The organism is Actinomadura opuntiae (assembly GCF_030283205.1).
Classification (GTDB): Bacteria; Actinomycetota; Actinomycetes; order Streptosporangiales; family Streptosporangiaceae; genus Spirillospora.
On record NZ_JASNWF010000001.1, the window covers coordinates 536,978 to 558,936 of the forward strand.

Annotated in this window: 11 protein-coding genes, 1 pseudogene and 1 CRISPR repeat array; of the genes and pseudogenes, 4 read left to right on the plus strand and 8 right to left on the minus strand. The window is 68.0% G+C overall.

Features of this window, described 5'->3' with window-relative positions; translation table 11 throughout:
* Positions 1–4: 4 nt before the first annotated feature.
* The 3 genes from QP089_RS02810 to QP089_RS02820 all read right to left on the minus strand — a co-directional run bounded on the left by QP089_RS02810 (position 5) and on the right by QP089_RS02820 (position 11,175).
* Complete coding sequence (locus QP089_RS02810) at positions 5–5,893, minus strand: RHS repeat domain-containing protein (protein ID WP_285909577.1); 5,889 nt, start codon at positions 5,891–5,893, stop codon at positions 5–7.
* 536 nt (positions 5,894–6,429) lie between these two features.
* Positions 6,430–9,888: a LamG domain-containing protein gene (locus QP089_RS02815; protein WP_285909578.1), complete on the minus strand. Its 3,459-nt coding sequence runs from the start codon at positions 9,886–9,888 to the stop codon at positions 6,430–6,432.
* A 645-nt stretch (positions 9,889–10,533) separates the two neighbouring features.
* Positions 10,534–11,175, minus strand: coding sequence for a TIGR03085 family metal-binding protein (locus QP089_RS02820; RefSeq protein ID WP_285909579.1), 642 nt, complete (start codon positions 11,173–11,175; stop codon positions 10,534–10,536).
* A gap of 131 nt (positions 11,176–11,306) precedes the next feature.
* Between QP089_RS02820 and QP089_RS02825 the strand changes: the two genes are divergently transcribed.
* From QP089_RS02825 to cas2e, 4 genes and pseudogenes are all read left to right on the plus strand, one after another.
* On the plus strand, positions 11,307–12,581 hold the full coding sequence (locus QP089_RS02825; protein WP_285909580.1) for a cation:proton antiporter: 1,275 nt from the start codon (positions 11,307–11,309) through the stop codon (positions 12,579–12,581).
* A 70-nt stretch (positions 12,582–12,651) separates the two neighbouring features.
* On the plus strand, positions 12,652–13,932 hold the full coding sequence (locus QP089_RS02830; RefSeq protein ID WP_285909581.1) for an ArsB/NhaD family transporter: 1,281 nt from the start codon (positions 12,652–12,654) through the stop codon (positions 13,930–13,932).
* A 129-nt stretch (positions 13,933–14,061) separates the two neighbouring features.
* Positions 14,062–14,694: pseudogene (locus tag QP089_RS02835) on the plus strand (CRISPR-associated endonuclease Cas1); the annotation flags it as partial.
* Entirely contained in the window at positions 14,691–15,041 is a 351-nt protein-coding gene (gene cas2e, locus QP089_RS02840) for a type I-E CRISPR-associated endoribonuclease Cas2e (RefSeq protein WP_285909582.1), read from the plus strand. The pseudogene QP089_RS02835 and the gene cas2e, both read left to right, overlap by 4 nt.
* A 79-nt stretch (positions 15,042–15,120) precedes the next feature.
* Positions 15,121–15,637: direct repeats of the CRISPR family, unit length 30 nt; unit sequence GTGCTCCCCGCGCACGCGGGGGTGGTCCCG.
* A gap of 1,632 nt (positions 15,638–17,269) precedes the next feature.
* On the opposite strand, the gene QP089_RS02845 is transcribed toward cas2e, so the two are convergent.
* From QP089_RS02845 to QP089_RS02865, 5 genes are read right to left on the minus strand one after another with little or no spacing between them, the layout of a single operon-like run.
* Positions 17,270–17,569 (minus strand): superinfection immunity protein, encoded by a 300-nt coding sequence (locus QP089_RS02845; protein ID WP_285909583.1) that lies wholly within the window; start codon positions 17,567–17,569, stop codon positions 17,270–17,272.
* A 19-nt stretch (positions 17,570–17,588) separates the two neighbouring features.
* The gene (locus QP089_RS02850; RefSeq protein WP_285909584.1) at positions 17,589–18,455 is read right to left on the minus strand and encodes a hypothetical protein; all 867 of its coding nucleotides are present in this window, start codon (positions 18,453–18,455) and stop codon (positions 17,589–17,591) included.
* A 27-nt stretch (positions 18,456–18,482) separates the two neighbouring features.
* Positions 18,483–20,510, minus strand: a complete 2,028-nt coding sequence (locus tag QP089_RS02855; RefSeq protein WP_285909586.1) for a toprim domain-containing protein — start codon at positions 20,508–20,510, stop codon at positions 18,483–18,485.
* Entirely contained in the window at positions 20,507–21,472 is a 966-nt protein-coding gene (locus QP089_RS02860) for a DUF2637 domain-containing protein (RefSeq protein ID WP_285909587.1), read from the minus strand. The genes QP089_RS02855 and QP089_RS02860 overlap by 4 nt, the downstream gene beginning before the upstream one ends.
* The gene (locus QP089_RS02865; protein WP_285909588.1) at positions 21,469–21,594 is read right to left on the minus strand and encodes a hypothetical protein; all 126 of its coding nucleotides are present in this window, start codon (positions 21,592–21,594) and stop codon (positions 21,469–21,471) included. Before QP089_RS02865 ends, QP089_RS02860 begins: the two co-directional genes overlap by 4 nt.
* Positions 21,595–21,959 lie beyond the last annotated feature (365 nt).

Sequence of the window (21,959 nt, forward strand, 5' to 3'; positions counted from 1 at the left end):
CTTTTCAGTTGTGGATGACGAGGGACGGATAGCTTCTCACCCCGATTCCGATGAGGAGGCCGGGCATGCCGGTGGAGGCGTTCACTGCCATGCCGTATCCCGTGCGTCCGAGATTTACTGGTGTGCGGGAGGCGTGCCGCCAGTGCGCACGTCCCCATGAGCGGTTGATGACGGAGCCGCCGCCCCAGCCGCCTCGCAGCCCCCATTTCCCGCTCGGAATGGCTTTTCCTAGATAGCCGCCGCCCAGGGTGAGTGCGCTGTCGAATGCGAGTTGCCTGAGGGCGTTTTCGTCTCCGAAGTTCCAGCCGGCCTGTTGAACGTTTCTCAAGTACGAGGCACCTGCCAGAGTCAATCCGACTGCGACGCAGGCGCCTGCGGAGACGACCAGGCATGCACCAAAGCCAGCCACGGAGGCGACCTTCGAAATCGTGTTCCAGTGCTTGTCGACGAAGTTGGCGGTTGATCCGTATGCGTGTTTGACTCCGTTCGCGAACATGCTGCTGGACTTTTTGATCTTGCAGGTCCAGTCGCACTTCTTGGCGGGTGCCCTCGGCTCATGCTTCTGGAGGTAAGGGTTGAAGCGGTAGTGGTAGGGAGAGGGATCGTATTGGGCTGGAGTGCCTCTGTAGGGGTGGACGCGGTGGTTGGGGCGTCCGGAGAAGTCCGTGGGCTTGCCGTCATTGCCGGGGGCGTGGCATGAGATCGGCCCTATGACTGGGTTGACGTCAAGGCATAGGCCTGAGGCGTCGTTGAAGGTGATGGGGCTGTTGTTCGCGTAGGCGTAGCCGTTCAGGCTCTGATCGTCGTCTGGGTTGACCAGAGGATCGACGGAGACGAAGCGGCCGGTTTGGGGGTCGTATTCGCGGGCGCCGAGGTTGACCAGGCCGGTGCCGGGGTCGTTGGTTCCGCCGACGAAGCCCTTCTCGTCGGGCCAGGTGGTCTTGTCGTCGACGCCGCGGAGGGTGCCGAAGGGGGTGTAGCGGCGTTGGACGGTGGCTTGGGTGCCTGCGTCGATGGCGAGTTGGCTGGTGCCCTGGTGGTCGGGGGCGAGGAACTGGACGCCGCTTCCGGTGCGCATGGCGAGGGTCTGGTCGCCGAGGGTGTAGTAGCGGGTGCCCTTGGCCGAGCTGGCGCCGTTGTAGAGGCGTAGTTCGGTGCCGGGCAGGTAGAGGGTGGTGCCGGTGGGGTCCTTGCGCAAGAGCCGGTCACCGTCTGCGGTGTAGACGTAGGAGGTCGTGTTCCCGGCTTCGGTGATCTTGGCGAGGTTGCCTTCGGGGTCCCAGTCGAGGGTCTGGGTGGTGTCGCCGACGGTGCGGGTGGTCATGTTGCCGGCGTCGTCGTAGCCGAAGCTGTCGTTGCGGGTGCCGTCGCCGCCGGTCTGGGCCACGCCGGTCAGCTTATTACCGCTGGTGGGGGTGGTGTAGGTGCGGGTGGTGTCGGCTTGGCCGCCGATGCCGTGCAGGGTTTCGGTCTTGCGGTTGCCGGCTGTGTCGTAGGTGTAGCTCTGCCAGTAGGGTGCCGGCCCGCCGATCACGCTGGCGGCGGGTGTACTGGAGCAGGTGGTGTCGCCTTCGGTCCAGGCCTGGGTGAGGCGGCGCAGGTGGTCGTAGGTGAAGCATTGGGCGTCGATGCCGGTCTTGGCGTCGTCGACGATGGACAGGATGTTGCCGGCCTGGTCGTAGGAGTAGGTGGCGTTGCGGTCGTTGCCGGTCAGGCCTTCACGGTCGACGGTGGAGGTCTTCAGCCGTTGGGTGCCCGCTTCCCAGGTGTAGGTGTACCAGGCTTTCTTGCCGCCGGTGTCGAGGGTCTGCTTGGTGGGTTTGCCGCTGTAGGTGTACTGGGTGTCGGTGACGTAGGTGGACAGGTTGCTCTTGAGCCCGACGGGGCGGCCGAGGTCGTCGTAGGTGGTCAGGACCGATTCGGCCGTCAGGTCGCCACCGGACGCGTATCCGGTGCTGGCGACGGTTCCGTCGAGGTTGTAGGTGGTGCCGAAGGTGTAGGTCTTGCCGAGTGCGCCTTGGCTGGTGGGGATGGTGATGGTCTGGCGGGTGGGCCGGTCCAGCATGTCGTACTGGGTGATCTTGGTGGTGTAGGCCTCGCCGTTGACGTAGCGGGTGGAGGAGGCCGGTTGCCCCATGCGGAGGCTGTCGTAGGTCCACGAGGCGCGCAGCGGACCATCGGGGCTGTCCTGGCGCAGTTCGGTCTTGCGGCCGAGGGCGTCGTAGCGGGTGAACAGTTTCTGGCCGCGGGCGTCGGTGCTGGAGGTCTCCTGGTCGAGGTCGTCGAAGGTGGCGGTGCTGGTGCCCTTGTCGGGGTCGACGGTCTTGATCTCGCGGCCGCGCAGGTCGTACTCGTGCCGCCAGGTGTTGCCGGCTGGGTCGGTGACGGTGGCCGGGTCACCGGCGGGTGTGTAGGTGTAGGTGGTGGCGTCGTAGTCGCCGGTGGGGGTGTCGCCCTTGTACTGACGGCGTTCGATGACCTGTCCGCGGGCGTCGGTGATCTCGCGGGTGGGGGTGCCGCCCTTGGGCGGGGTGACGGCGGTGTAGTTGCCGCCGTACTCGGTGGTGGTGCGCCACTTCTCGCCGGTGTCGGTGCCGTTGCCGACCAGGAACCGCTTCACGGTGACGCGGTTGAGGCCGTCGTAGGTGGAGGCGGTCTGGGACTCGACCTGGTTCTGGTCGACGCCGAGCAGGCTGGGCACCGGTGCGCCGGTGTTGTAGTAGGTGCCGTAGGTGCGGGCGGTATTGCCGCGGGAGTCGTAGAAGGTGTCGGTGATCAGCCGTCCGCCGTCCGGGCCGTCGGCCTGGGTCTGCCGGGGACGCAGCCACCCGTCGTACAGCTCGTAGGAGGTCCGCTGGGTGCCACCGGGCTTGAGAGTCTTGGTGGTGACGGCGACGATGCCGCCGTCGGCGATGTGGTACTCGTAGGCCAGGTTGGGGGTTTGGCCTGCGGCTTTGCGCCGGTCGGGCTGCCACACGCCGGTGAGGCGGCCGAGCGCGTCGTAGGTCAGGTCGGTGCGCAGCCCCGCGGCATCGATCTTGGCGGTGGGCTGACCGAACGCCGGGTCGAGCTCGGTGGTGGTGACCTGCGCGGAGGCGGCGTTGTCGGGGTCGGTGCGGGGGCTGGTGACCACGGTCTTGGTGTTCAGGCCGCCGGTGTCGGTGTAGGCGGTGGTAGTGACGTTTCCTGCCGCGTCGGTGGCCTTGGTGGGGCGCCCGTAGGAGTCGTAGACCGTCTGGCTGGTGGTGACGTAGGTCGCTTTGGTGCCGTCGTGGGAGGCGATCTCCTCGACCTTGGTCGGGTCGGTCTTGGACGGCGCGGCGCCCAGCGCGCCGTTGTCGTAATAGGTGCGTGTGTCGGAGACGAGTTGGGGGGAGCGGTCAGGGGTGGCGGTGCAGGCGACCGCGACCGTTTCCACGCGGGAGGGGAGGCTGACGATGTTGGCGCCGGAGTTGTCGGCGTAGCTGGTGCGGGTGCACTTGTCGTCGCCGGCAGTGCCGGTGTCACCGAGGTCGCTGACGGTTTCGACGCGCCCGACACCGGGGCTGGTCTTGTTGTAGGTGGTGTCGGTGCGAGTCTGCCGCCAGGTGCCGCCGCCCATGGCGGTCCAGGTCCGGGTGGTGCCGACATTGACCGCGTTGGCGGTGGTGGTGCCCCACGAGCGGGTTCGCGAGGCGGTCTGGACCCGCCAGGGGGTGTTGACGGTCTTGTCGTGGACGGCACCGCCGGGCCCGTCGAAGTGGACGGTCTTGAGGTCGAAGCCGGCCAGCGCTTCGTGGTCGGTGTAGGTGCCGCCTTCGCCGTCGGAGACGGTGACCGATTTGGTGCCGCCGTCGGGGGCCTTGCGGTCGCCGTCCATGCCGCGCAGGTAGTAGGTGTCGGTCTGGGTCCTGGGGTCGTTCCAGCCGCCGGTGGTCGTTCGGACCTGCCCGTATCCGCGCCACTGTGACCAGGTCTTGTACTTGGCCTTGGTCATGCCGTCGTCATCGTCGTAGTGCCAGGCGGGGTCCCCGAGGTAGCTGTAGTCGGTGATCATGTCGGGGGCACCGCCGGTGCGGTCGGTCTGGACGACCTGGGTGACGACGTACTTGTGGAACCAGTCCCGGATCGGGCTGTCGTGGCCGGGGGCCTGCCAGTAGACGGGGAAGCAGCGTTTGGTGTTGGTCTCGGGGGTGGGAAGGTCCGACAGGGTGCACTGCTCGCCGGAGTAGTTGACGTCGATCTGGCCGCCGGACTCGTCGTAGATGGTGCCGACCCGGTACTTGATGAACGGTGGGATGTCGTCGCCGGTCTTGTCCAGGCGGTTGGTGAGCTGGACCGGGGTGAAGGTGACCTTCGGCAGAGTCACCGGCTTGTCTCCGGCGTTGCCGATGTGCTGGATGGAGTCCAGCCGCAGGTCACGGTCGATGTCGGCCTCGCCCCAGCTGTGCTTCAGATTCCAGGTGTCGACGTCGCGGTAGGTGCCGTCGGCGCCGACGACCTGCGTGGTGACGCTCGACAGCCACTTGCGGGTCCAGAACGTCGGGGCGATCAGGCCCTTCATCGCGCACTGGTCACCGGACTTGCAGTTCTGGTCCCAGGGGACGTCGGGCCACCTCTCGGGGTTCGAGGTGATCTTGGCGGGGTCGCAGAAGGTGCTGTCGCCGTCGCATCGTTCGGAGGTTCCGAAGGTGACGCGTGCGGGGGCCTTGGCGTAGGGGTCGCTGTCGCGCAGTCCGTAGGAGATGGTGTTCAGGTAGCCGCCGCGGACGTAGGTGGTGTCGGCCGACGGGGTGACGTTGCGGCCGTAGGCGTTGGTCTCCTTGGTGTAGGAGTAGCTGATGGCGTTGCCGTTCGGGTCGACGACGTAGTCCAGGTTCCACCGCCAGGCCTGCTGGCACCACGAGTCCTTGAAGTCGCTCTGGTGGCAGGGCTCATCGGCGTTGTTGCCGAACACCGGGGCCGTCCACGTCGAACCGGTTTCCGGCTTGCCGCTGCTCCAGTTCGGCAGGCGGTTCTTGCCGAAGTAGTAGCGGGTGCCGTCGGTGGTGGTGACCTTCCAGTACTCGTTGTCGTTGTCGCCGTTGGCGGTGTCGGCGCCGGTGCCCTTGAGGATCTCGAACCGGGTGCCGTCGTCGTTCTTCAGCTTCCAGGTGCCGTCGGACGCCTTGATCAGCTCGCCGCCCTTGCCGTTCCAGGTGACGGTGGCGTTGTCGTAGGCCCAGCATTGGTCACCAGGATCGATGCCGTTGGACTGGGGGGCGCCATCATCGGCGCACGGCTTGTAGCTGCGTTCGATGAAGCCGGGCCACAGATCGAACCCCTCACCGACCCAGGACGGCTGGTTGTTGGTGCTGGAGGTCCGGCCGTCGACGCTCTGGGAGGAGTAGTTCACCTTGAGGTCGGGTGTCAGCCCGCCGGGGACTGGCGGCACCCGCATCGGGTACGACCAGGTGAAGTCACCGGAGTTCCCGCCCGCATTCCAGGTCGCCGACGCCGACAGCGACGTTGCCTTGTAGTCGCCCTGGCTGCCGTCCGGCGCTGCCACGGCCGCCAAGACCATCGGCTCCGCCGTTTGCGACGCCGGTTCGGCGACCTCGGCGGTGAGGGTCTTCTTCTCCGCGTCATTGCGAGTGGACAGGGGCATCTGCGTGCGGCATGCCGGCTGTTGCGGAGTGGTCAGGGCGCAGGCGGGCAACTGCACCAGTTGCAGTCGCGAGCCGTAGGTGCCGCCGAACGCTTGCGCGAACCCGCTGTAGTCGAGCCCGACCGTTGCGCGGATCGGCTGGGGCGGAGCCGAACGTTCCGCGGCCGCAGCGGTGGAAGTCGTCGCAGGAGCCGAGGCCAGGGAGATCAGCAGCCCGCTGACTGCCGCATTGGACGCGGCCTTCCGGTCCAGGACCCGAACGGTCATCTTGCCGCCCGGGCCGCCCTTGACCGGCGCACCGACCGATACCGGAAGCTTGCCGGCCCGTACCTGAGCCGGAGCGCCAGAGGCGCCGGACGGCTTCTTGGCGGTCGCCGCGGGGGACGCAGGTACCGTGACTTCGGCCGAGCCGGGCTGGGGCCAATTCACCTTCGCGGGCTTGGCCGCCGCCGGTAGGGGCTTGCGCGGCTCGGTCTTCAGCCGCTTCCCGTGGACTTTACGTTCACCGTTGTGGGCCGCGGGCCCGTGACCGGTTGTCGGGAAGGCCTGCGCAGGCACGGCCGGTAGTAGCCCGGTGGTCAACATCACCGCACCGGTCACCGCGATCGTCCGCGTCGTCCGCGCACGCGCACCGGGTTGGAGGAAGCGCCGCAACCAGCCGCGAGCGTTCATTAACGGTCCTCCGCTCAGAGGGCCGGCCGTCGCCCAGGCCAAGCCCGTGTCACACAGGGGAAAGCATGCTTAGAAGGGGAAGCCGACTGCGGTCCCCGCCGCCGGCGGAAACCACTGAGTCGCGCAGAAGATCAGGGAACTGTCTCGGTCGGCAATTCTTCGAATGCGTTGCTGAGGATCTGCAGTTGGTCGGCTGTCGCGACGCCCTTGAACGCCCACACATCGTCGATGGTGCCGTTGAAGAACTGACCCCATGCCCCGTTCTTGCGGGCCCGTCCCAACTGGAGGCCGCCCGCGCTGGCGAAGCCGGAGATTCCCGACTTCCATGACACAGGGTCGGTTTCCTGCAGCTCGCCGTTGACGTACAGGCGCATTTCCTGGTTGGGGGCGTCGTACACGATCGCCAGGTGCTGCCACTGCCCGGGGAAGAAGGTGGCGTGTTCGGCGGTGTTGAAGGCCGCGCCGGTTTTGTCGGCGTCGGGCATCTCGATCTGCCAGCCGCCGGTGTTGTTCGCGGCGGCGGGCGAGTACCGCAAGGTGAAGGCGCTGTTGGTGATCCCGGCCTGGGAGAAGACCGCGGCGTCGCCAGTCGAGCCGGGCGTGGCCACCCACCCGGCGACGGTGAAGCTGTCGCCGGTCGACAGAACCGGCGCGGCGGTCGCGGCGTAGGAGCCCGCCTGGCCGTCCAGCAGCAGCCCAGCCATGGGATCGCCCAGGTAGCCGGCTGCCCCGTCGATGCTCGCCCCGCCTGCCAGGCTGAGGGTGCGACCGTGACCGGAGTCATCGGCGCCGTCGGTGTTGAGCTTCCACCGCGCCATCACCACTGGAGCTCGCTGATAGGCCGACAGCACCTCCGCGCCTGTCACCACCCGGTCATAGAGACCGACCTCGTCCAGGGCGCCCGGCCAGTAGTACCCACTGCCGTACCCGCCGTTCCACTTGAACCGGCCGATCTGCAACGGACCATCACCGCTGAAGGAGTTCGGCTGGTCGGTGCTGGCCTGCAAACTTCCGTTGACGTACAGGTGGATCTTGTGGGCGGCGTGGTCGTAGACGCCCACCAGATGCGTCCACTGCCCTGTCGCCGGCGAGGCCGTGGAGATCGCGCGGATCAACGCCGGATTGTCGGTGCCAGGATCTTGCATGTTGAAGACCCACCGGTCGTAGCCGGGTGAGTAGTACAGCGCGAACGCGCTGCCCCGAGTCCCGTCCTGAGCCGCCACGACACCGGTGTTGTTCTTGTTGTCGAGCCGGACCCACGCCGAGACCGAGAAACTCTTGGTGGTGTCCAGGACCGGGGCGCTGGTCGCGGCGTACCCGGTGGAACCGTTCAGCTGCATCGCCTTGCCGATCTGGCCGTCCGCTCCCAGGGTCACCCCACCGTGAGTGGCAGCGGCGATCCCCGGCTCACCATCGCGCGTGGCCGCCTGCACACTGCTGGCGCCGGCCGGGTCGTCCAGCGTGAACCTGGCCTTGGCCGGAGCGCCCGGCCCCGACTTGAAGGTGTAGCTGGCAGGTTCGCTGTCGTTGCCCGCCTTGTCGTAGGAGATCACCGACAGGGTGTTGGGGCCCTCGGAGGTCGGCATGATGCTCACCGTCACCGGCACACCCGGCGACGGCGCCTGCACGGTCGTCCCCTGCTTGGCCGACCCGTTCACCGCGAACTGGTACTTCACCACATCGGAGCTGGCCGGGGTGAAGGTGAACGTGCCGTACTGGCCGACGCCCCCGTGGTCGGCCTCGTCATCGGGATAGTCGGTCGAGGAGACCTGTGGCGCCGACGGCTTGGTCTTGTCCAAGATGAACTCGCACATCTTGGGGGCGCCGGAGTTGGTCCACGCGCTGTACTGCTTGCCGTCATAGGCGCGCACCGCCCAGCCGATCAGCGTCCCCTCGGGCGCGTCGGCCGGCACCGTGGTCTCGAACGGCGACCCCGACGCCTTCGGGCCGACCGTCACGTCCTTGTGCTTGGCCCACCCGGACCCGTCGTTCCACCAGATCTGGAACTGGCCCGTGACCTTCGCCGCGTCCTCTTTGTCCTGGTCGTACAGGTACGCCTTGATCGTCGGTGCGGCCTTCACTGTCGGGCGCGCGTCGTCCCATTCACACGGGCCACCCGGGTTGCTCGACAGGTTGCTCTTCAACGGCCGGTCGGGCGGGGTGTTGTAGGTGATGCGCAGGTAGGCGTCCGAGGCGAACCGCTTCCACCACGCCATCGACGACTCGTCGTAGGCCCTCAACCCGAACGTGATCGCAGGGTCCCCCCGCGATACCGCGGCCTTCACCACGTTCAGCAGGCTGGAGCCGCCGAACTCCACCCCGGTCCGCGAGCAGTACGCCACGTCCCGGGATGCAAGGTGCTCCTGCCAGTTGTCGGACGTGGAGTTCCAGGTGGAAGACTGTGCGAAGCCGCTGGCGTGCCACAACTGCACCGACGTGGAGTTGTTGCAGTCGTAGGCGTGCGTCTCGAACGCGGTGAACTCCGCGTTGAGCACGTACTTGTGCGCCACCTCGGAGATCGGCATGCGGTAGAACAACCGCTTTTTGTGCGTCGAGGCACCGCATTCGGCGTCCTTGGTGACGTCGCACAATCCGACGCCCTCGGACCCGGAGAACTTGTAGCGCGACCAGCCCCCGCTGGACACCATCAGCCACGCAGCATCCCGCGACCGGGCGGTCCACGACGGGTCCACGTAGACCGGGAACTTGGTGTCCGGTGAGGTCAGCAGTCCCTGGTCCGGGGTCAGCGCCAGCTTCCCCGATCCGACCTCGACCTTCACCGGCGCCACCGCCGAGGCATCGCCCGGCCCCTGCGCCGGCGCCGGTGCTCCCACGCCCGACCCGGCGGCCTTCTCCGCCCTAGCTGCCACTACCGGCTGCCGCGAGTCCCACATCACCGGCGAAGGGGCCTCGAACATTCCGGCACCCGACACGCTGTCGGACGCCTGCAATGTCCCGTCCGCATCCTGTTTCACCGTCAGCTTCGCCGTGCGCAACCCGAGTTGGATCTTGGCGAGCTCAGGATTGTGCGCCGCCTCGGGGGTCTTGATCACCAGCAGGTGAGAGATCCCGTCCGGTTCCACCTGCACCCTCAGGTCCACATCCGGCAGCACGGAGGAGAACACAGCCGTATCACCCTCGATCGAGGGAGCCGGCAACTTCCCCGGCCATGACAGCGACAACTCGCGGCCCAACCGTGACATGCGGACGAACGGGCCCTCACCGCCGGCGATCACCACCCCCAGCGGCGAAGCAGCCGGAGCCAGCGAGCCGTCGGACCGCTTGACCAGGCGGGTGTCCACCTTCGCCCAAGCCCCGTTCTTGCGGGTCCACTTCGGCCGCAGGTAATCGGTCTCGGTCAGCGTGCCGTCCGGATTCGCGGCAACCTCCCGAGCCTCACCACGCAAAGCCGCAATCTCCACCGGCTGGCCCGTCTTCCGTGCCTTGGCCAAGGCCTGCGCCTGCGAGGACACCGCACCCGGGCCGGTGTCGGCTGCCGCACTGCCCGCCGAGGCCACCACAGGCACTGAAAGCCCCGCCATCAGCAGCGATACTGCCGACGCAGCAGAGAGCAAACGACGCGCACGCATGCCGCACCTCCATGAACAAGACGTACGGCACATCTGGCGCAGACGTCACATAAAGCACATATAAGTCAAGCGCCTGTGATCATGCACAACCACACCAACGATCGTCAACGACGCGGACGGTAACAGTAAGGTCTCTTTACAGATCGTGGCGGCACGTACCGTAACGACGCGCCAAGAGGACCGCCTCGGCGCCCTGTGCGGACCAGACGCCCTTGCCGCCGGTGTCGAGTCCGCTGATACCGCACCGTGGGTGACCGGCTGGTTGAGTGGGTGCTGGAGCTGGCGACCACCCCGGCACTGCTGGACCAGCTCGGCAGGCTGATCGCGGTAGACACGGCGCCGCTGATCGCACCGGAGGTCTCGCAGGCGACCTTCTGCGACACTCCGCGATCAACGCGATCGTGCGGCTGTTCAAGCGCGCCGCGGCCCCCCGACGGCGAACTGGTGCTACTGCACCCGGCCCCCGGGCGTGGCGGCGACGCTGGCTCGTACCGGGGTGGACTGTGGAGGTGCGCGTCCGCCGCACACTGCTCGACGCGGCCGATGCGGCGATCGTCGTCTCCGGGAGAGCAAGGTGGAGACCAAGGCGTTCAACAACGGCGTGATGACTGACGTCACGTCCCGGAGGACGCCGCGCCGTCGCTGTCACATACCGAACCGTGCGCGTTGCACGGCCCGGACTGCCGCAGTGGGCCCGCTGACCTGGACGTGTGCCGCGTCCTGTCGGCCGAACAGGTAAAGCAGCAGCTCGCCGGGAGGGCCGGTGATGCGGGCGGCGGGTTCCCTGCGCCGTGCTCGCACAGTCGTGGCGGTCCCGGCCCAGTGCAGCTCCAGGCCCGCGCTGCGCAGCCGCCGCGCCAGGAACCAGGGCGCGCAGGTGACGTTGCGCCACAGGGCCTGCTGCATCGCCGGCTCGTGGGTTCGCGGGCCGTGACCGTTGGCTCTGCGGACGTCCTCATGGTGGACGAAGAACTCGTTCAGACTGGCAAGCCGGCGCACCCATCCGATGCGGAAGAACCCGGGCGGCGGTCCCGATCGGATCGTGGCGACAAGCCCGCCGAAGTCCTTCGCCGCGAGGGCTGTCCGTCGCCGTTCGGCCAGGCGGCCCCACGCGCCGGGCAGGACGAGCCCGGGACCGGCGAGCGCGTCGTGCTCCCGCAGCACCAGATGCGCGGCCAGATCACGGGTCGTCCACGGCCCGATAAGAGTCGGCGCGTCGGGGCCGAGCTCATCCAGCAGATCACACAGGCGGGCTCGCTCGACGGAGTCGAAGAACGCACCGGCCATACCGCCGGAGTGTAGCCCCCCGGGTGGCGAGTGGTTTCGGCGCCAAAATCCCGTTAAGGTCGTGGGCTGGTGTGCCGGGAAGCCTGGTCGGCGTTTCTTTGACGACCCAACGCGAAGGTCCCGACACGCCGATGACGACTCTTCTTGCGGTTTTCGCCGCGCTGCTGCTGCTCGCGGTGCTGCTGTCGAGCCTGGCCCACCGCACCATCCTGTCGACGGCCGCGTTGTTCCTGGTGGGCGGGTTCCTGCTCGGCGATGGCGTCACCCGTGCCATCGAGGTCAAGCCGGGTGACCCGCTGGTGTCGCACCTGGCCGAGCTGGCGCTGTTCGCTGTGCTGTTCACCGACGGGATGCACGCCGGGTGGGCCGATCTGCGGGCCGCGTGGCGGCTGCCGGGCCGCGCGCTCGGCTGGGGCCTGCCGCTGACCCTGCTGGTGACCGCCGCGCTGGCGCACCTGGTGGTCGGGCTGGGCTGGGTGGAGTCGCTGCTGATCGCGGCGATCCTGACACCGACCGACCCGGTGTTCGCCGCGGCGCTGGTGGGCAACGACCGGGTGCCGCCGCGGCTCCGGCACCTGCTGAACGTCGAATCAGGCGTCAACGACGGGCTCATCCTGCCGTTCGTGGTGCTGTTTTTGGCCATCGCCAAAGGCTCGAACGACCTGCATCTGGGGGAGTTGGCCGGCGAGCTGGCGCTGGGGCTGGCGATCGGGATCGCGGTGCCGTGGGCGGCGATCATGCTGGAGCGGACCCGGCTGTTTGCGATCTCGCCGAAGTACGAGCCGCTGAACGCGGTCGCGATCGGCCTGCTGGTGCTGGCGCTGGGCCAGGTCACCCACGGCAACCTGTTCCTGGCCGCGTTCGCCGCCGGGATCACCGTGGCCAGCATCGGCGACCAGCACCGCAAGGCGTTCGAGGAGTTCGGTGAACTGGTCGCCGAACTGCTGAAACTGGCCGCGCTGCTGGTGTTCGGCGCGCTGATCTCACCGGCGTTCCTGACCGACGTCGGGTGGCCGGGGTGGCTGTTCGCGGTGCTGGCGCTGGTGCTCGCCCGGCCGGCGGCGATCTGGGTGTCGTTCCTGCGCTCCGGTCTCAGCACCCGGGAGAAGGGCGCGGTGATGTGGTTCGGGCCCAAGGGGTTCGCCTCGGTGGTCTACGGGCTGCTGGTCCTGCAATCGGCGATCCCGGCCGCGGACAAGATCTTCCATCTGGTCGCCGTGACCATCGTGGCCTCGATCCTCGCGCACTCCTCCACCGACATCGTCGTCGCCCGCGGCTTCGACGACGAACACGAAGTCCCCGCCTGGTTCGGCAAGGCCAAAGCCCTGGTCCACCGCCCAGGTCAGCCCGACCGGCCCGACCGGCCCGGGGCGCCCCCGGCTGGCAACGACCCCGACGCCACCTGATCGCAGGTGAACCAGACGTGAAACAGACAGCGACGGCTGCCGCTGGCTGGCCCGCCCGACAGGAGCCGCCGTGGCAACTGTAGCCGCCGTCACCATCTTCGCCGCTGCCTACGTGCTGATCGCCTCAGAAAAGGTCCACCGCACTGCGGTGGCGCTCGGCGGCGCGGCGCTGATGCTGCTGCTGCATATCACCGACTCAGGCGCCGCGTTCTTCTCCGAGGAGACCGGCATCGACTGGAACGTCATCTTCCTGCTGCTGGGCATGATGGTGATCGTCTCGGTGCTGCGGCAGACCGGGGTGTTTGAGTACGTAGCGATCTGGGCCGCCAAACGCGCCCGCGGCAAACCCTACCGGCTGATGGTGATGCTGGTCCTGATCACCGCGGTCGCCTCGGCGCTGCTGGACAACGTTACCACCGTCCTGCTGGTCGCCCCCGTCACCTACCTGGTGTGCGAACGCCTCGCCCTCAACGTCGTGCCGTACCTGATCGCCGAGGTGATGGCCTCCAACATCGGCGGCACCGCCACCCTGGTCGGCGACCCGCCCAACATCATCATCGCCAGCCGCGGCGGCCTCACCTTCAACGAATTCCTGATCCACCTCGCACCCCTGGTCGTCGTGCTGATCGGGGTATTCTGCGGTCTGTGCCGGTGGCTGTTCAGATCCGCGTTCGTCTACGACCCCGACCGCGCCGCCGAAGTAATGGCACTGCAAGAGAAGGAGGCCATCACCGACCGGCGGCTGCTGTGGCAGGGCCTGGCGGTGCTGGGCGTGGTCATCGCGGCGTTCGTGCTGCACCCCGTCCTGCACTACCAGCCGTCCATCGTCGCGCTGCTCGGCGCCGGACTGCTGGTCGCCGCGACCAAGGTCACCACCGAACAGGCACTGGAAGAAGTCGAATGGCCGACCCTGGTGTTCTTCGCCGGCCTGTTCGTCATGGTCGGCGGCCTGGTCGAAACCGGCGTCATCGCTGATGTGTCCCGGGCCGCCGCCGACGCCACCGGCGGCGACCTGGCCGCCGCGTCAATGCTGCTGCTGGGCGCCTCCGGCGTATTGTCGGCCATCGTCGACAACATCCCCTACGTCGCCACCATGAGCCCCATCGTCTCCGACCTGGTCCACCAGCACCCCGGCACCGACGGGCACGTGCTGTGGTGGGCACTGGCGCTCGGCTCCGACCTCGGCGGCAACGCCACCGCCATCGGCGCCAGCGCCAACGTCGTCGTGCTCGGCATCGCCGCCCGCAACGGCACCCCCATCAGCTTCTGGCACTTCACCCGCTACGGCCTCATCGTCACCCCCACGACCATCGCCCTTTGCGTCCCCTACCTGTGGCTGCGCTACCTGTAGCCCAACCGCTCGGCCGCCGACTTCGCACACACGGTGAGCCCTGTCCGAGGGTGATCTGCGCCCACGCATCAGCATCGGCCATCCGCCAACTTTTACTGGGATCCGCCAACTACCGCTGGGCGTCACACCCAGGCCACCGCCTGGGCCAACCGCCGCACCCGCCTCGATGTCGCCCGCGCCATGTACCGGATGCGCTTCCCCGGCGAAGACCCCTCCGGCCTCACCCGGCACGAACTCCTCGGCCGCGAAGGACGCCGCGTCAAAGAGCGCTACCGCTACGAAGCAGCCCGCGTCGGCCTGGCCTGGAACGGACGCCGCTACGTCCCCGGCGACTACGACTCCGGCGACGCTGCCAACCAGGCCGTCACCGCCGCCGCCCAATGCATGTACGGCATCGCCCAGACCACCGTCGCCGCCCTCGGCTGCTCACCGGGCCTCGGTTTCGTCCACTCCGGACACGAACTCGCCTTCGTCCTAGACATCGCTGACCTCTACAAGACCGAGATCGCCATCCCCGTCGCCTTCGAGGTCGCAGCCGACGGCCCCGACGACATCGGCTCCCGCACCCGCCGCGCGATCCGCGACCGCGTCAACCAGGTCGGCCTGCTCCGCCGCTGCGTCCAGGACATCAAACGCCTCCTACTACCGGACGAGGCCACCGATGACCCCACCGGCGACGATACCGACCACGTCACCCTGCAAAGCGACCACGGCATGAACGTCGAATCCGGACGCAACTACAGCGAAGACGTGTACTGGTGACCGTCATCGTCCTCACCAACTGCCCCGCCGGCCTGCGCGGATTCCTCACCCGCTGGCTCATGGAGATCTCCCCCGGCGTCTTCATCGGCGGCCCCTCAGCCCGCATCAGGCAAGCCCTCTGGGACGAGGTCCACAAATACGCCGACACCGGCCGCGCTCTCCTCGCCTACACCACCAACAACGAGCAGGGCTTCACCTTCGAAACCCACGACCACAAATGGCACCCGGTCGACCACGACGGCATCACCCTCATCCGCCGTCCCAACAGCCAACCGGCCGTCTCCGCCAAACCCCCGCCTGCCGGCTGGAGCAAAGCCTCCAAACGCCGCCGCTACGGCAACCGCTAGCCCTGGGCCCGAAATGCCGGAATTGAAAGAAGTGCTTCCAAACGCCATGATCGGCTGACAAACCCGCAGGTCACGAAGAGTGCTCCCCGCGCACGCGGGGGTGGTCCCGACGACCGCGCCACACTCCAGGCAGACGGTGAGTGCTCCCCGCGCACGCGGGGGTGGTCCCCACCTCGCGGAGGCGTTCCGTGAGGCCTTCGGAGTGCTCCCCGCGCACGCGGGGGTGGTCCCCCGGTGCGCTTGGGGTCGTTGATGAAGACCAGGTGCTCCCCGCGCACGCGGGGGTGGTCCCGCGGAAGTCCACCGTGGAGGCGTCGCGGAGATGTGCTCCCCGCGCACGCGGGGGTGGTCCCGACGCGCCGCGAGACCAGGTCGTAGACCTCGGGTGCTCCCCGCGCACGCGGGGGTGGTCCCGCGACGGCGTAGACGGTGGCGGCCACCGGTTGTGCTCCTCGCGCACGCGGGGGTGGTCCCTTGCCGTTCACCCGGACCTCCGGGCGCGAGCGGTGCTCCCCGCGCACGCGAGGATGGTCCACGATGCCGACCGCGTCCTGGCCCTCATCTCCGTGCTCCCCGCGCACGCGGGGGTGGTCCCCAGTGCAGGCGACACAGATCTAGGCGGACAATGTGCTCCCCGCGCGCGGGGGTGGTCCCTGGCACGCCGGGCTGCTTTGGACCAGGAGGTGGTGCTCCTTGCGCCCGCGGGGGTGCCCCCGGTCGGAGGGTCGCACGTCGGTTCCGGACGGGTGTTCCCTGCGCACGCAGGGTGGTCCGTTGTTCGTCCCGAACTTGTTCGGGAGGCTGCCGTGCTCCCTGCGCACGCGGGGGTGGGCCCGCGCGGCTCACGGGCCCGTAGCCGCCGTACAGGTGCTCCCCGCGCACGCGGGGATGGCCCTGCCCGCCGCCAAGGGTTTGTTTTCGCCCTCGTCGATACAGACCAAAAACCCAGGCTCCATCTTCATGAAAACCGCAGACAGTGCAGGCGTTGACCATTCAATCAGTTCCTATCTTCAAGCGAAGATGGGAGACGCAGCCTCGCAACGCTCGGCAAGGACAGGAGTTGATCGTGAGCTTCGGATCTGGTGAGAAGAGGAAGCCGGCTGGGCAATCGTGCTGCCGTGAGGTGTGAGCTAGGGCATGGTGTGATCGTGCCATCGGCCGAAACATGGGCGGACGGATTGGTCCGGGGCGACACGATCAGGAGAGCAAGGCGGTCGTTCTGCCCCGCGAGGAGGTGTTGCCGGTCGCGCCCCTCACCACCGTATGTGATTACTAGACGGCGGGAGATGCCCTGGCGAAGTGCGTAGGTGTGTTGTCGCTGGTCGTCTTCCAGAAGGGCGAGCCCCGGAACCCGCTCCTCCGCCAGGTCGTCAACGTTCGTGCCGAGGAGCCTCGATGCGTGTCGACGGCTGAGCACGAGTTCGGTGGTTTCGCCATGCCGTCTGGTGAGAACGTCCATGACCAGCCGGCGGACAGCGTCTTCTGCACCAGGTCCGGCAAGTGAGGCTCCGCCCCAGGTGGTGAACAGGTCGGCACAACCGACTCCATTTGGATGGGGGCCGGATGGAGGCGGAATGGTCACCGGGGCTGAGCGCTTGGAGGGCCAGGAACGCGCCAGTGTCGCCGAGGTGGTCCTGCTTGGCCGGACGCTGCCTCGCGCCACAACCGCGAGCAGCGCGCCCAAGGCAGCGACTCCTGCCCAGGCGAACTTCTCGAAGCGGCCGCCTTCCTCGTTGTTCGGCGAGCGATGGACGACTGCACTGCGGCTCGCCGGCGTCGCTGTTGCTTCGGTCGGCCACCTCGCTGGAGGCGGCTTGCTGCTCGTGGTGGGACGGTGTCCACTGCGATCATTGGAGGTCGAGGCTTTCGGTGGTCTGTCGCTGCGCCTTGGTTGCGCAGGAGTGCCGCGCTGTCGTGTTGTGTGGCGGTTCTCGTTGGCGTGCCGGCGCCGGGGAGGACGCTTGGCTGGTCGAGAGCCGTCGAACACAGCAGCCCAGTTGGAATCCTTTCCGGTCCTAATGCTGTGCAGCACTTCCCGACGAGCGCGTCGACAGATCTCCTTGCGGTCGATGTATCGGTCGGCGGTCGGACCGATACGCGGGCAACCCGGGGAGCGTCTAGGAGGCTCGGTGGCCTGCGCGGGCATGGCCATCGTTCCCAGGAGCAGCGGGCCCGCGACTGCGAGTACGAACCGATAAGCCGATGCCTGGTTGGGGCGTCTAATGCCGTCACCCATACGGGCCTCTCATCGCCCTCCGAGTGTGGTGGCGTTCGTACGGCGGTGACGGGCGGCGGGCGTGAGGTGCGCGGTTGGGGCGGGGGTGCTTGCGGGGCCATTTGATGGCCATGATCAGCGCGATGGGCCAGCCGATGACGGTGGCGCAGCACAGGGCGTTGACCAGCATGATGAGCAGGATCTCGTCAGCGCCGCGGATGATGGCGATGACGGTCGGAAGGACGGCGAGGACTACGAAGACGGTGAGGATGGTCAGACCCCAGATCCAACCCGCCAGGATTTGATCGGACATGTAATGCCTCTTCTCGTCGTCAAAGGTTGCGGCGCCTGTTCCGGTCGGGCGTTTGGACGGTGGTCTTGCGTGCCACCGGTGTCTCGAAGGGCTGGTGGGCGCTGCTCTCCAGGGCCTGGTCGATGGTGAAGGGAAAACCTTCGGCGGCCAGCCGGGCCTGCGTGGCTTTGGCGCCTGGGGCGGATGCGGTGACCTTGGTGATCACCTCGTCCGGCAGGTTGGTGGTGGCTTCCAGGGCTGTTCGCAATTCGTCGGTGGCGGGCCGATGGAGGCGTTCGCGGAGTTGGCCGACGATGTGGTGGGCGCGTTGCTCCTGACGGGCGTTCTCCCAGTCGCTGCGGTGCGGGCCGTGGATGGTCGCGGCCCATTCAGCGCCGCTGCCTTCGGCGAGTGCGGGACGTGCGGCCGCGGGCTCGCCGGTGCGGACGTTGGGGTCGCGGGCGAAGAACGGGGCGGCCTTGCGCATCGCGTCGAGGGGCTCCATGCCGTCGGCACGGGCTCGGTCGTGGTGGCTCATCGCGTGCGGGTGCAGGTCGCGTAGCCGGTTCTCGCACTTGCGCACGGCCGCGGCCGCCGAGGTGCTGTTAGCGGCGTGAGGGACGGCGGCTCCCCATGCCTCGGCCACGTGCACTAGCCCGGCGTGCTGGAGCCATTTGCGGTCGTGGGCGCAAACCCACCGCGAGCGCGCCTCGGCGAACGCCGCTTGCTGGGCTGCGGATTCGACACGCTCAGCCGCTGCATCTTGTGCCAGTTCGGCGGCTTGTAACCGGGCCGCGCGGCGGGCGTAGGTCTGTTTGAGGGCGGTCGCCATTGCGATGATCTGGATCATGCGCTCGCCGCCGTGCGAGAAGCCTTCGGCGATCGGGTCCGGATGCTGGTTGGTCATGTTGCTTCTCCTTGGGAAGTGGTGGGGCTACTTGGTGCGGCGTGGCCGTGTCGGTCGCGCGGCCGCTCGTGTCTCGCGTCGAGGCGGGTGAGGCTCCAGATCGGGCAGTGATGGGAAGTCGGTCGCTGCCGGGGCCAGGTCCGTGGCCGGGTCTGAGGTGATTGCCGACGCCACGGCGGCCGTGACTTCGGCCGGGTCCCACTGGGTGCGGGACGCGACGCGGGCGACTTGCCTCGCGGCCTGGTCAGGGGGCAGGCCGGCGATGACGGCGGCGGCGGCGCGGACGGCGGCCAGTCGGTTCTCGGCGAACTCCAGCGTTCCTCCGAACCGCTCCAGTCTCTCATCAATCACCAGGTCAGCCAGCGGAATTACAGACCGTAATGCTGCTTGCACGTCTACATGTCCCGGCTTGTCGAGCAGGTTTGCGGGGTCTCGATCTGTGGGGAGCCGGGCGGTTTCGACCGGCCCGCCGATCGTGCTCAGGTGACGCCATGCGCGGATGGCTCCGACGCGTCCGGCGGGATCTCCGTCGAGCGCGAGGACCAGGCCAGAGGCACTGAGGTCGGTGTGGTGGCCAAGCGCGTCCAGGTGGGCTCTGCTGATGGCCGTTCCGCAGGTAGCGAGGGCAGCATAGGTCCCGGGCATGACGGTGTTGACCGCGATCGCATCCAGCGGTCCTTCGACCAGCAGCGGGCGAACGCCTTGGCCGAGGCGATCGCTGGTTTCCCATAGGCCGAACAGCACCTCACGTTTGTGGAAGAGGACCGTATCCGGAGTGTTGAGGTACTTAGGCCCGGCGAAGCCGTCCTGCTGCCGGCCAACGAATCCGACGATCGCGCCATCGCTGTTGCGGAAGGGCAGCAGGACGCGGTCACGGAAGACGTCGGTCAGTTCGCCGTCCCGTCCTGGCTTGGCCAGACCAGCGGCCACGATCACTTCATCGCTGTGGCCGCGCTTGCGGAGATGCTGGACGAGGGCTTGGCGCGACCGGACCGCATGCCCAACCTGCCATCGCGCCTGAATTTCCGGGCTGAAGCCGCGTCCGGCCAGATATGAGGCACCCCAGCTTCCGGCGAGGTTGGCGATGAAGAAGCGATGTGCCTCTTCCAATGCCGCGAGCAACTCTTCGCGGGCGCTGCTCGGCGCCTCCGTCTCCGCGTCTGGGGTCTCCCGTGATGCGGGTGATCTCGTCGATCGCTTCTGCTCGACCTGCGCCAGGACGTTCTGCTTCAGTGCAGGAGCGGAGTCGGGAGGCGGCAGCTTGCTGAGCCGGTACCGCAGCCGCGAGGCCGTGCGAACCACCTGCTCCCCCACCAGACGGACGGTCCGCGTCGCGTTGGCGCGTTCGTCGGTCCCCGCCCAGCTGCGTGGCGCAGAGAATGACAGATGCTCCGTCGGCAAGCCGGCCTCTGCCAGCACCAGGAAGGCGACCGAGTCGGCGAAGGCACGCCTGGCCCCGTGGCACTCGTCCTGGTCCAGGTTCGACGCATCCAGTCGCCCCCGGGCGTCAAGGACATGCGCGAGCTGGTGCGCGAGTCGCGTGGCGGCCGCCAGGTCGTCCATTTCGGGTGCGACCGGCAGCCGCCGGGCGGGATCTCCCAGATACGTCCAGCCCTGCCCGCGGTCCAGATAGAGACCGAGGTCAGCGGTCATCCGAGCCAGCCTCGCCAGCCCGTCTGACGTTGAGACGGGCTCGGGTTCCTCGAGTGCCACGCCGTCGGTCTGCTCGATGTCGAAGACCGGCCGCGGCTTGCCCGACCTGGAAAGGATGCGGATACCGGTCTCGCCGCGTAGAACCTGCCGTCCCTCCTTCTTCCAGTCGTCGTAGGAACGGATATCCGTCGCCGTGCGCCTCTGTGCCGGGATAAGCAGTGTGTTGGTGAACCCATAACGTCCGTGCCGGCTTGCATGCTTGAGCCACTCCGTCCAGCTGAGGCGTCCCTCAAGCAGGCCGGCCACGCCGTACTCGGCCACCCCTTGCAAGAAGTCCGCCTGAAGGTGCCGCTCCTCTTCGGCGCCGGGTCGCTCTCGCCCGGCCGACAATGGCCCGCTCACGGTCGGCCACTTCGGGTCGAGCCGTCGCGGAGCGCAGCCACCAGCTGCTGGAGCCGGGCGGTGGCGATCGGATAGCCCAGCTCCCGCAGGCGCTCACCCAGGTAGTCCCGAGTGAACCGGATGCCCTGCCGTCGCGCCTGCCGCTGGATCCGCCGCGCGGCCAGCAGCACCTCGTCCTCGTCGCCGAGCAGCCGATCGGCAGTGGTGGACGAGCCGACCGCAAAGCGGCCGTCCGCATCAGACGCCGTTGGCAGCCTGCGCAGCAAGAGCCGGTCGGCCAGCGGCGCATCCCAGCGCCACGCCCACCGCCCGTACTCTTCCTGCAGGCGCGACACTGCCAGCAGGTGGCGGTATTCCAGCTCGAGGCCGTCCCGATAAGCGGTGATGTGCCACAGGACCATGCGCCGCCACAGCAGCAGGCTGGAGACCGGCGCGAGCAGCCACCGCGCGGCGGGCACCCGTTCAACCCGGCGCCCAGAAGTGAGCCCGACTCGCCGGCGGATGAGATGCCGGACGCCCTCCACCACCGTGATGAACAGGATCGGCATCGCCGCATTCATCACGCTGCCGGCCACCTCACCATGCGCGGCCGATACGTTCACCAGCACGGTGCCGCCGATGTAGGTCCAGGCGACCCAGCGCAGCACCGGCCACGGCAGATCCAGGTACTCCATCAGCAGATCCCAGGCCAGCAGGATCAAGATGCCCAGATCCATGCCGACCGGAACGATCCACGCCAGGCCCTTGAAGTGCGGCTCGGCCATCTCCCGCACGGTCGTGAACGATCCCAGTCCGCCGAGCACCGCGAGCGCCATGATCAGCGGAGCGATCACCGCCACCGCGACCCGGACCGCGCGATCCAGCGTCCATGCCTCCGTTAGTTCTTCCGCGGAGTCCGACAGCGGGTTCTGCACCGCGGGTTCTTGGCGCTCAGGAAGGTGACGCTGTTCGAAGATGCTCATCGCTTTCGCCGCTCCACCATCCAGATCAGCAGCCGGGCGACGTACCGGACCTCGCTGGCCGTGCCGAGCAGCCGCCCGTGCGCCGTGACATATGCGTACGCGCCGTCCGCGCCCGCACACATGACCGTCTCCGACCACCCATCACAGCGGACTCTCAACCGCCATCGTCCGTTGCGCGGCCGACGCACCCTCGTGGACGCGCCCAACCGCTTCAGCTCGAAGTGCAGCCGAAGCAGACGCTCCCGCCGCACTGCCAGCTCGTGCTGCTCGACCGCTACCAGCGTTTCCATCGCTCCCCCGTCGGCCAGTGGTTGACGGATCGGACCGCCGCCAACCAGAGTCGGTGAGCAAAACAATGCATCACTTAGAGTAGTTAGACAACTACGATAGGCGTTCGGCGTGTCGGCGGGCCGCTCATAATCAACAGCCCGGCCTGGCGGATCACCGGGCCGACTGCCTCGTGCGGCCAAGCTCGTGCAAGGCCTCC